The sequence below is a fragment of the Paenibacillus sp. 01T442 genome, assembly GCF_056398345.1.
Genome location: NZ_JBFTPF010000120.1, coordinates 1 through 9744, shown reverse-complemented (window position 1 = coordinate 9744; position 9744 = coordinate 1). Strand labels below are relative to the sequence as shown.

The 9744-nt window shown below is 37.3% G+C and carries 12 protein-coding genes and 1 pseudogene; 11 read left to right on the top strand and 2 right to left on the bottom strand.

Annotation, left to right across the window (positions count from 1 at the left end):
- The 3 genes from AC1DLM_RS33390 to AC1DLM_RS33380 form a co-directional block, all read left to right on the top strand.
- Window positions 1-347 (top strand): serine hydrolase (locus AC1DLM_RS33390; RefSeq protein ID WP_477572388.1); only part of this gene is annotated, 347 nt, incomplete at its 5' end.
- Window positions 348-382: 35 nt separating this feature from the next.
- On the top strand, window positions 383-538 hold the full coding sequence (locus AC1DLM_RS33385; protein WP_441992509.1) for a hypothetical protein: 156 nt from the start codon (window positions 383-385) through the stop codon (window positions 536-538).
- A 169-nt stretch (window positions 539-707) separates the two neighbouring features.
- Window positions 708-1178 (top strand): YdcF family protein, encoded by a 471-nt coding sequence (locus AC1DLM_RS33380; RefSeq protein ID WP_441992510.1) that lies wholly within the window; start codon window positions 708-710, stop codon window positions 1176-1178.
- A gap of 228 nt (window positions 1179-1406) precedes the next feature.
- Here the strand turns inward: AC1DLM_RS33380 and AC1DLM_RS33375 are convergent, their stop codons facing one another.
- Entirely contained in the window at window positions 1407-1724 is a 318-nt protein-coding gene (locus tag AC1DLM_RS33375; RefSeq protein WP_477572387.1) for a hypothetical protein, read from the bottom strand.
- A gap of 450 nt (window positions 1725-2174) precedes the next feature.
- Between AC1DLM_RS33375 and AC1DLM_RS33370 the strand changes: the two genes are divergently transcribed.
- The 5 genes and pseudogenes from AC1DLM_RS33370 to AC1DLM_RS33350 all read left to right on the top strand — a co-directional run bounded on the left by AC1DLM_RS33370 (window position 2175) and on the right by AC1DLM_RS33350 (window position 7160).
- Window positions 2175-2678, top strand: coding sequence for a hypothetical protein (locus AC1DLM_RS33370; protein ID WP_477572386.1), 504 nt, complete (start codon window positions 2175-2177; stop codon window positions 2676-2678).
- Between the two features lie 152 nt (window positions 2679-2830).
- Window positions 2831-3004, top strand: a pseudogene (locus AC1DLM_RS33365) (small acid-soluble spore protein H); the annotation flags it as partial.
- A gap of 712 nt (window positions 3005-3716) precedes the next feature.
- A complete protein-coding gene (locus AC1DLM_RS33360; RefSeq protein ID WP_477572385.1) occupies window positions 3717-5195 on the top strand; it encodes an Lsa family ABC-F type ribosomal protection protein in 1479 nt (492 codons plus the stop codon).
- A gap of 518 nt (window positions 5196-5713) precedes the next feature.
- Window positions 5714-6829 (top strand): beta propeller repeat protein, encoded by a 1116-nt coding sequence (locus tag AC1DLM_RS33355; RefSeq protein WP_441992514.1) that lies wholly within the window; start codon window positions 5714-5716, stop codon window positions 6827-6829.
- A 97-nt stretch (window positions 6830-6926) separates the two neighbouring features.
- Window positions 6927-7160 carry a YxiJ family protein gene (locus AC1DLM_RS33350; protein WP_441992519.1) on the top strand — a complete coding sequence of 78 codons (234 nt, stop codon included), beginning with the start codon at window positions 6927-6929 and terminating at the stop codon, window positions 7158-7160.
- A gap of 224 nt (window positions 7161-7384) precedes the next feature.
- Here the strand turns inward: AC1DLM_RS33350 and AC1DLM_RS33345 are convergent, their stop codons facing one another.
- Window positions 7385-7618, bottom strand: coding sequence for a hypothetical protein (locus AC1DLM_RS33345; protein ID WP_441992515.1), 234 nt, complete (start codon window positions 7616-7618; stop codon window positions 7385-7387).
- A gap of 673 nt (window positions 7619-8291) precedes the next feature.
- On the opposite strand from AC1DLM_RS33345, the gene AC1DLM_RS33340 reads away from it, so the two are divergent.
- The 3 genes from AC1DLM_RS33340 to AC1DLM_RS33330 all read left to right on the top strand — a co-directional run.
- Window positions 8292-8792, top strand: coding sequence for a DUF4871 domain-containing protein (locus tag AC1DLM_RS33340; RefSeq protein ID WP_477572384.1), 501 nt, complete (start codon window positions 8292-8294; stop codon window positions 8790-8792).
- A 157-nt stretch (window positions 8793-8949) separates the two neighbouring features.
- On the top strand, window positions 8950-9177 hold the full coding sequence (locus tag AC1DLM_RS33335) for a DUF1572 family protein (RefSeq protein WP_477572383.1): 228 nt from the start codon (window positions 8950-8952) through the stop codon (window positions 9175-9177).
- Window positions 9178-9479: 302 nt separating this feature from the next.
- Window positions 9480-9744: Dabb family protein (locus tag AC1DLM_RS33330; RefSeq protein ID WP_477572382.1), on the top strand; the 265-nt coding region annotated here is incomplete at its 3' end.

Genomic DNA, 9744 nt, shown 5'->3' with positions numbered 1-9744 from the left:
ATATTACATCGACTGCACAGGATATTTATTTATTCGATYAGGCTTTAAAAAGTAATAAACTGTTACAATCACAAACACAAAATAAAATGTATACCGTTTATTCCAGAAGCTTCCCTTACAAATACGGTTATGGCTGGTATGTGCTCGAAACATTCGGACACCGTAATGTCAGCCATTCGGGTGGGTATCCGAACGGCTTTCGCAATTACCTTGCCAGATACATTGACGATGACCTAACCATTCTCGTTTTGAGCAATCAAATGGAAACCAATTCGAAAGCGCTGACGAGAGAATTAGCTTCCATCGTTTTTGGAAAAGGCATATGGTTCTGGCAAAAGTTCATTTAGTAATACAAGGATTACTATTTTTGAAAGGGGGCAGGATGATTAACTACGTACTCTCCAAGTTGTCGTACGACAAGACAGAGGTGCTACAGTTTCTAACCAAGCGACTCTGTAGTGCGCTTGGCTTATTTGGGTTGCTGCTGCTGTCGGGTGACATTAGAGGCCGCGTAAATCGCGGGATTTTATTATCGTAGTAGTATTAATGCACAAGTTGAAATTTTCGCTGTTCCTTACCAGAGGATGCGGAAATAAAACTTAGTTCCGAACATTCTGAATATAAATGGGCGGATATTTCTTCATTAAGCCAGGTTGAACGAATAAGGGCTTTAGACGTATTGGAGTATCATGGTCAAGTAATAAGTCGTGCTTTTTGAAAAACTTCAGACAAAAAATGAATTAATCTATCCTGTATGGTTAGAAGGGAGATTTTTATATGTCTTTTCCATTTCACTGGAAAGAGCCGCAATGTTATATCAGCAAGGTATCGCTCCGTTGATCCTGCCTTCTGGTGGTGTCACCCGACATGTAGAAACAACTGAATGGGAGTTTTTGCGAAATGTAGGGGTGTCGTTAGGTGTACCTCCACAAGCAATACTTCAAGAAGATAAAGCAACTAATACCTTTGAAAATGCACGATTCTCTTTAAAAGTATTACAAGAGAAAGGGTTAAACCCTAAAAAAGTAGTATTGGTTTGTAAAAACTATCACGCACGTAGAGCACTTTTAACATATCAAATTATTTTTCCAAGAGAGACAATTTTTTATGTAAGTCCAGTGATTGACAAGACAGGTACTTCCAAGGATAACTGGTTTCTAGATGAAGATAGAATATGATACGTAATGAATGAGCTTGAGAAGGTAGGGAAATATTTCAGGCCCGCTATACTCCAACTCGGATCAAATGGCTAGCTACGCTAACGCAAGAACGATAGCACAATGTTAAAACAGGCTGCCGATCATCGGCAGCCTTGCTGTATTTACGAGCAGAATAGTATTCGACCAGTAAAAGCTGCCTTAACCGATAAACAATGGRATTGATGTAGGTAGTTTTCAATTCCATTCTCAATTGGATGAAGAATTATCTTCAGATAAAGCCTGTTGTTTGTAAAATGATTTATAATATCGCTGAACCCTGCTGTCAAAATAACCACGGACTTCGTAATCAGGTATCCAAATTCCTTTTTGCTCTATTGCAATTAAAGTCTCMTGCAATAACCGTTCGCGTTCTAGACGTGTTAATTGTCGTTGATGCTCGAATATCAAAGAGATCGTTTTACTTCTTAGTAAGGAAGCGATCCACTCTTTTTGTCTCAGCTTTAAAGCGGAAAACTTCTTGTTGGTTTGAAGCAATCTTCCATTTACTCTTATATGATTTTTCAACACTCCAACCCCTAGTTTTTTGACGTTCATGGTCTCAATCAACGATACTAACTTTTGTTTCTATTATAACTGATATTTCGATCCGCACGACAAATGGGGGTGGAAGCTATTTTACCCTAACGAAGTACTTTCGCCAGTGCCCCATGATGCCGTTAAGCTATCGGGCAGTAGAGCGTGGTCATGATGAGATAGTCATAGGTAATTTAGACCTCTTCAAAACAAGGATGTGTGTGGATCGGTAGCCTTTTCTCACCGTAGGAAGGCGTTCAAAAACCTTCGCGAATACATCTCATTAGATTTCTTATTTGGAGGGTTATAGTTGTTCATAAGCAAAAAGAAAAAAATTAGAGGCTGGAAAAAACACGTCAAAAAAATTTAAAAGTGGAAGAAACGAGTTATTGATTTAGACATAGAACATCTACATCAGTACCAAAGGGATTATGCAAAACTTTGGATTCACCCATTTTAGCCATCCAACGCAGGAATCCTCTTGTTTGGTACAATCGGCTTCTTCTTGTAGCGATGTTGGATGTTTATCGAATCTGGCATGAGAAGTTATCAAAACTAGATGAAGATTTTTATCTAAAGTTATGGATATTTGACCCATTCATCATCAATTCGCAGTTGGTAGCTGCTTATAAAGATTGTCTTCACTTTTACGACAAAACATTTGATGTTGGAAGTCAAGAAAAACAATTTCCTTTTCATAAGTATACTTACCTGAGAGAAAAGTTAGAAATGTTCGATTGGTACCTACATATTGATACCGACGTTTACACAGAAAGCGATCTAATTGACAATATCCAGCGAGGTTGGATGAGTGAAAGCGAAGTAGTTGCTATTAAATGTAAGGCTTATAAAGTCGAAACAATTCATCTTAATGATGGAGATTCAGATAGAACGTATAGCGTTAAAGTCGGAGATGTTTGGGTTGGTTCTATAATGAATAACTAATTTACTCTCCATAGTGAAGGGGATGTTATGTAAATCCAAAGACGGTGTAAGAACTAAACAAACCGATAACGATAGTTAAGTATCTGCCTTTCTATGAATACATCCTTTCACATATACAAATAATGTAACTAGTACGTGAAGGAGGCCAAAAAATGAACAATCAACGCGCACAAGAGATTGCAGTTTCACCTACCATGATTGATGTCACTTATAACGGAACACCAATCTACATCCAGCATGTCGACGAAAAGAATGAAACCGCCAGAATTTATCCTTTGGATAAACCAGAAAACGAGCAAAGCGTCCCATTAAGCAGTTTAGTCGAGAGATCTCAAATGTTAGAGCTGGAAGACATTAAAATGATATGCCCATCGACTAAATAATTGAAAGAAGTAAAAAAAGACGTGTAGAGCAAGGGAACAGTTTGTAATGATATCAAATACTAACCTTTTGCAACCGAGAGTTGAATATGAACATGAGAAGGCAGCTGACCAAATCGGACCGCTGCCTTTTCTCAACTAACGGGAAGAATTGTTTAATAAATCCTTCCTCACTTGGAGCCTACAAGTTGTAAAGTTGAAATGTGAAATATGTTATGTTAGGATATTATTTAATAAATCAATGGGAGATGAGAAGGATAATGTAATATTTCTTGCTATTTTACGAATGATAAAACATAAGCTGAGATGTTTTATTCTTTGTTAAGCGAGAAAGATACTTATTCTCTTCACTCAAATAATTTTATCTATCCCATTAAATGGGTTAGATTCTGTATTCGTTTATTTGAGCTACAAGAAAGGTACCTTTCTTGTAGTTCTTTATTTTTTACTGCGATAGTTTTACACTCTTCGTCCCACGAACAGCGATTTAGAATTTTATAAAGGAGGGAGCATATGAGTACTGAAACGGTTGTTACACATGATTCACTCCGTATAAGTCGTTAGTATCCATTTAACTTATACGGAGTAAATGAGAATAGATGGATATGAACCGACTTTTTATAAAGAAATAGTGTGTTATAAAAAGGAGGAACCTACCATGTCAATGATTCATGTACAAAACCTGACATTTTCATATCCCAGCAGCTTTGATCCTATTTTTGAAGATGTTACTTTTCAAATAGATACGGATTGGAAGCTTGGATTTATTGGCCGCAACGGTCGAGGTAAGACAACTTTTTTCAATTTATTATTAGAAAAATATGAATACAACGGAACTATTATTTCTTCAGTTGAATTTAAATATTTTCCATATCCAGTCTCGGATAAAAGCAGATTCACATATGAAATATTAGAAGAGATATGTCCTCAGGCAGAAGATTGGGAGTATCTTCGTGAAATATCTTATTTAGATGTTGATGCTGAAGTGATGTACCGACCTTTCGAAACTTTATCGAATGGGGAACAAACGAAGGTTTTGCTGGCTGCACTTTTTTTGAATGAAGGGCAATTTTTATTAATTGATGAGCMAACCAATCACCTAGATATCAATGGACGAAAGATCGTTTCCAATTATTTAAAAAGGAAAAAAGGATACATTTTAATTTCACATGATAGAAACTTTTTGGATGGCTGTGTGGACCACATCTTGTCAATAAATAGAGCCAATATCGAAGTTCAAAGTGGTAATTATTCTTCTTGGAAGCTGAATTTTGATAGACAGCAGGAGCATGAGGAAAAAACAAATGAGCGTTTACAAAAAGACATTGGAAGGTTGCAACAATCTTCAAAACGTTCAGCCAATTGGTCAAATCAAGTAGAAGCTTCCAAAAATGGTACAACGAATTCTGGTTCTAAATTGGACAAGGGGTATGTAGGACATAAAGCTGCAAAAATGATGAAACGTGCAAAGAACCTGGAATCAAGGCAAAATAAAGCTATTGAAGAAAAGTCAACTTTGCTAAAAAATGTGGAAAAAACGGAGTCACTACAATTAGAGCCATTAGAGTACAAATCTAAAGAACTAATTCAGTTAACAGACGTGTCTGTTAGCTATGAAGGTGAAATAGTTAATATGCCGATAAGTTTCTATGTTGAAGCAGGAGAGCGGGTAGTGCTTGATGGAAAGAATGGTAGCGGAAAAAGTAGTATTTTAAAACTAATTCTAGGAATGCCGCTCCATCATACAGGTACTTTGAGCGTTAGTTCAAGTCTTGTCATTTCTTATGTACAGCAAGATACCTCTCATTTAATGGGAAAGTTATCAGACTTTATTGAAGAAAATCAGATTGATGAACCGATATTTAAATCTATTCTACGAAAGATGGATTTTGACCGTATTCAATTTGAAAAAGATATATCTCACTATTCTGGTGGACAAAAGAAAAAGTTGCTTATTGCTAAAAGTTTATGTGAAAAAGCTCATTTATATATTTGGGATGAACCTCTAAACTTTATTGATGTTTATTCACGAATACAAATTGAAGAACTTATTAAAAGCTTTAATCCAACAATGGTTTTTGTTGAGCATGATCTGACGTTCAGAGAAAAAGTTGCAACGAAAACGGTAACCTTATAGGTATACTTGGAGAGTTGCATATTGTAGTTACTTCTAGTGGAAATATTGTACAGCAACGAATTGGTGAATGTTTAAATGATACTAATTCCTTGAAAATAAAGAGTGCCTTGAACAACAAGACAGCTGCCGAAAATGTATCGGCAGCTGTCTTTCATTCAACGATAATAGCGAGCAGCATACGTTGAATATTTTCTGAAATATTTTAAATGKGTGAAAATGGTAATATTTCAGCTATTCAAATTTCAAAATAGAGATAGTGAAATTCTAGTTCATTCCGCTAACGAGAAACTTTAGTGGAGGAGACTGCATCGCGGCAGCTCCTTTTTCTTCATTCAAGTAACAGCCAATTAAATTCCAATATATAGTAATATAAAAGTGTAAGGGTTAGGGGATGCGTTTAACTTGAAATTAGCTAAATTATCACTTTTCAGTGGACTCTTTGTTACTTTTAAAATCGATTGAGATAACGGAGTTTGGTTTCTAATTGGATAAGCTTCTACAAGGAGGAAGGGTTTACAATGAAATGCATTACCGTTTTTCTAAACATTCTATTTATTACGGTGTTGTTGGCGGGCTGCAAAGATGCTGCTCCCATAGCCATCACCATTCCATTGGATACTTCTGTAGTAAACTCCACACAGGATCCTGCCCTCACCCCAGTTGTGTTGGAAGGGTTCCCTATGCCACTGACCGACGGTAATCGGTTATTTTATTATCACGAAGGGGACCTGACATGTTGGACTGTTGACCGTTCCATCCAAAAGGGACTTCAGTTGTATCGAACTGATGATCGAGGCAAACAATGGAATTCAGTCCCTTTACCTACCCTGGATGAGTGGGAGGTACAGGTGTCGCCGGACCATATTCAAGCTTCGTTCCATCAAGAGGGTAACTCATGGATCTTGCTGCAATCAGAACCAGAAAGCAATGGAATGGTTCGTAAAACGCTTTACCGTTCTAACCAAAGCAGTGAGGAATGGATTCGGGCTGCGGACTTGACGGAGATGATAGGAGGGGAGGTTCTTAGCATGTCCATTCAAATGGACGGGAAGGGTTTTATCACMTCTTCGCTAAAGATGGCGGAGGTGGTTCCTTTTTACAGGACAGAGGATATGGGAGTCAATTGGAAGCAGGTGAATTTGCCTCACAAAAAAGGTTTTGATTCGGGAGTGAGTTATCTTCCTTACATAGGCAGTGATGGCCGGGGGACMGTCCGGACTGATTATAAAATTGATGGGGGAATAGTAACTGAATACATAGAAACCACTGACAATGGAGCCAGCTGGCATCGGTTCGAAACGACCTCCATCCTTGGTCTAGAAGGTGATCCGGACGCACTTAAGGTAATTAAAAAATTTCTAGATGCTTGGCAGAACCATGATAGCAAGGTTCTCGCTACTTTGTGGGAGGGGGACCAATTCATTAATGTTTACAATTGGATGTGGGAAACTGACCGGAAAATATACTATTACAGTGTGGATCCCCCATCCTCCGCCACGGATTCTAGCAGTTTAATTATTGGTGCAAGGTATTATGTAACAGCAGTGGAGGGCGAGGACAGAACAGGAGTTATGGCTATTGGAGTTCGAAAGCAGGCKGGTACCAATGTATGGAAGGTAAACTTTCTTGATTAATGAGATTAGCTCAACGACGAGATAACTGACGGCAATCAATCGGATTAACAATGTTTATAAAGAGGTGTCACTATTCTTGGATAATGAGATCTAACAACTGCAAAATGAAAAGGTTCAGGCTGATTTCCGCTCTGATTTTATGAGACTGCCGGATAGTGAAAACTTCTTGGTAGGTGATTTTAACACATACTGTATGAATGTCGCAGCAGGAACTTTAAGTTACGTTTTAGCTGGGAATGAAGAAAAAAATCCGCAAAGACAAATTGAGCTATTACAATTAGCTTTCAATGTAGTAACTTGTTCACACATGCGATCATTGCTACTAATATGAAATGTTAATTATTGGGGGTATACGAGTGAATACAGAACAATTTAATGAATTAATCGAAACCCTATTTGGTGGACTCCTAAAGCAATTTGATTATGGAGAGGAATTTGCATGCTCAACTAACGGCGAACGATAGTTGAATAGAACAACACGACGGCAACTGACTTGATGGTCAGCTGCCGTTTTTCATTAAAGTATCTGGAAGAATAATGGGGAATGTTAGCAAATCATATAGACATTGCATTGTCCAATTGAATACCATTTTTCATTAATTGCACCAATTGATTTATATAATCTTTTGCCTGTGTAGTTTGATTTTGCATCCAATGCATAGCGGCTCCATAAAGTGCCCAACTTAACATCACGGCAACAGCTTCGACCTCCATTTTGTTACGGTTAGACCACTGTTTTTGTCCCCATTCAGAGAAACTCTTCAGAGTTACCCCATGATTTTTTTGCATTGAAATGCTATTATCCATTAAACTAACGATGAACGTTACTTCAACAAAACAGCAGCAGTCTAGGACTTTATTTTCACGTCCATGACTGCTGCTGTTCCGTTTCTAGGGGTCAGTATAATACTTATTTTCTCAGAAAAACGGGGCCTTTGCTGGAGAAATGAAGAATAACCGTCGGTTTAGAATGTTTCAAATCAATGAATAAGTCATTTAATTTGATGGAACGGGGCAATAGCGCCAGATCAACTTTTGCCGAAACAAAACACAATAAGAACTTCCGACATAATCACGCTGCTAAATCCACTTAAATCGTTTGTAAAACTTCTTTAGCAGTTACAACGAATTTGCAGAAGCATTTCAGTAGCAGGGAAGCAGCCAACAATAGCTTCGGATGTAGGAGGATAAGAACATATATGTATAAGAAGCCGCGGTTTACGCGTTTCTTTATTTTTATGGATACAACTTCTTGTCCTTTTCGAAAGACAAGAAGTTGCACAGATTTCCGAAGGAAGACATGAAATTGATATGTTCTCCATAGTAGCAGAATAATACATAATTATGGTTCACTTTGTAGGAATCCATTCACCCTTATGTCCCGAAAATCGAGATGTGGTAATATTGATATATTTAGAGCCACAGCGTGCAAAAATTTCATCCAATTACAGGAGGTGACATTATGAGATTGAAATTAGGATTTATAGTTTTGCTGTTGTTCTTAATCGGTTGTTCTAAAACTGATACCACCGTAATAACCAAGGAAAGCCCAAAAGTATTAAACGAAGACGAATCATGGCAAATAAGTAGTATGTTTAAAGCCGATAATTATATGCTGTTAGGTGAACAAGGAAAAATAGGATTCATTTATAACGATCAAGAGGTAGATCGGTTTTATCCTGGGAAAAAACAAAAGTATATGTGGCATTTTTGGGATGATACACCACAAGATACGCAAAATTTATTTGGTAAAAAAGTAAAGATTGTTGGAGTTAGCAAACAAACTGGAGAGAAAGTAAATGTATTTGAAGGTAGTATTGGTATTCCAAATACAAATATAAAAGATAATGATATGGCAGGTAAAATGCCTTCAACAATGACTTTACCTTCAAAAGGTTTATGGAGACTAGAAGCTTATGTAGATGAAAAGCTATTCGGTAGCGTGGTTATAGAAGTACACTAATGCTGCTATTTTAATCCAATATTAAACTAACGTAAAAACGATAGTGAAGGAGCTTGCCTCGCGACTGCTCTTTTTTTATTCGTTCAAGTAAAGATTGAATTAGGGAACATTCGTTTGATATGATTATACATATTCCTAATTACTGGGAGGATTCTAAATGGAGATCGCCTTAGAGCTACTTGAAAGTATGCTAGTTAAATTTAGGTCAGAAAAGAAATGGACACTTCAAGCCATTGAACAATTGTCCCAAGAAGACATTACTTCTTCCCCAACATCGGAAAGTAATAGCATTGCTAACCTAATTGCCCATATTAGAGGAGCGGTTCACTCTCGAGTCGAAACTATTCTGCTGGATATTCCAGACGTAAGAGATAGGGATAGATAATTCGAAAAAGGGCTAGAAATGTCAAAAGAACAAGCTTTAAAAAAGACCATGGATGCTTTTGATATACTTATAAAATATCTTGAACATCTCAAATCCAGACCTGAGTTATTGGTTCATTTTCATAGTGGACAAATCATCTATGCTGCCAAGATAAGAAAGGGACGGCTCATTTGGAATTACGATTAATGCAGTCTGGTGACAGGAATCCTTTATATTATTGGCTTTCAATAGTGGAAGCAGACTAAACTAACGTAAGAACTATAGCACCACAACATTAAGCTTAAAAAAGGAGCAATTTAGCGATGTACGAACATCTCGTTGTATTCAAGTTCAATACTAATGTCACACCAATCAAGCAACAGGAATTGCTGGATCAATTGTTATCGTTTCGGGATCGTATCCCCGGGATATTTGATATAAGTGCAGGCATCAACGTAACTGAAGAAACTGAAAATATTAAGGGCTATACTCTCGGATTACGGGTAACGTTTGAAGACCTTGCGTCGCTGCGTTCATATGGTCCGCATCCCGTTCATCAGGAATTTGTTAAATCGCTGGATGGTATAC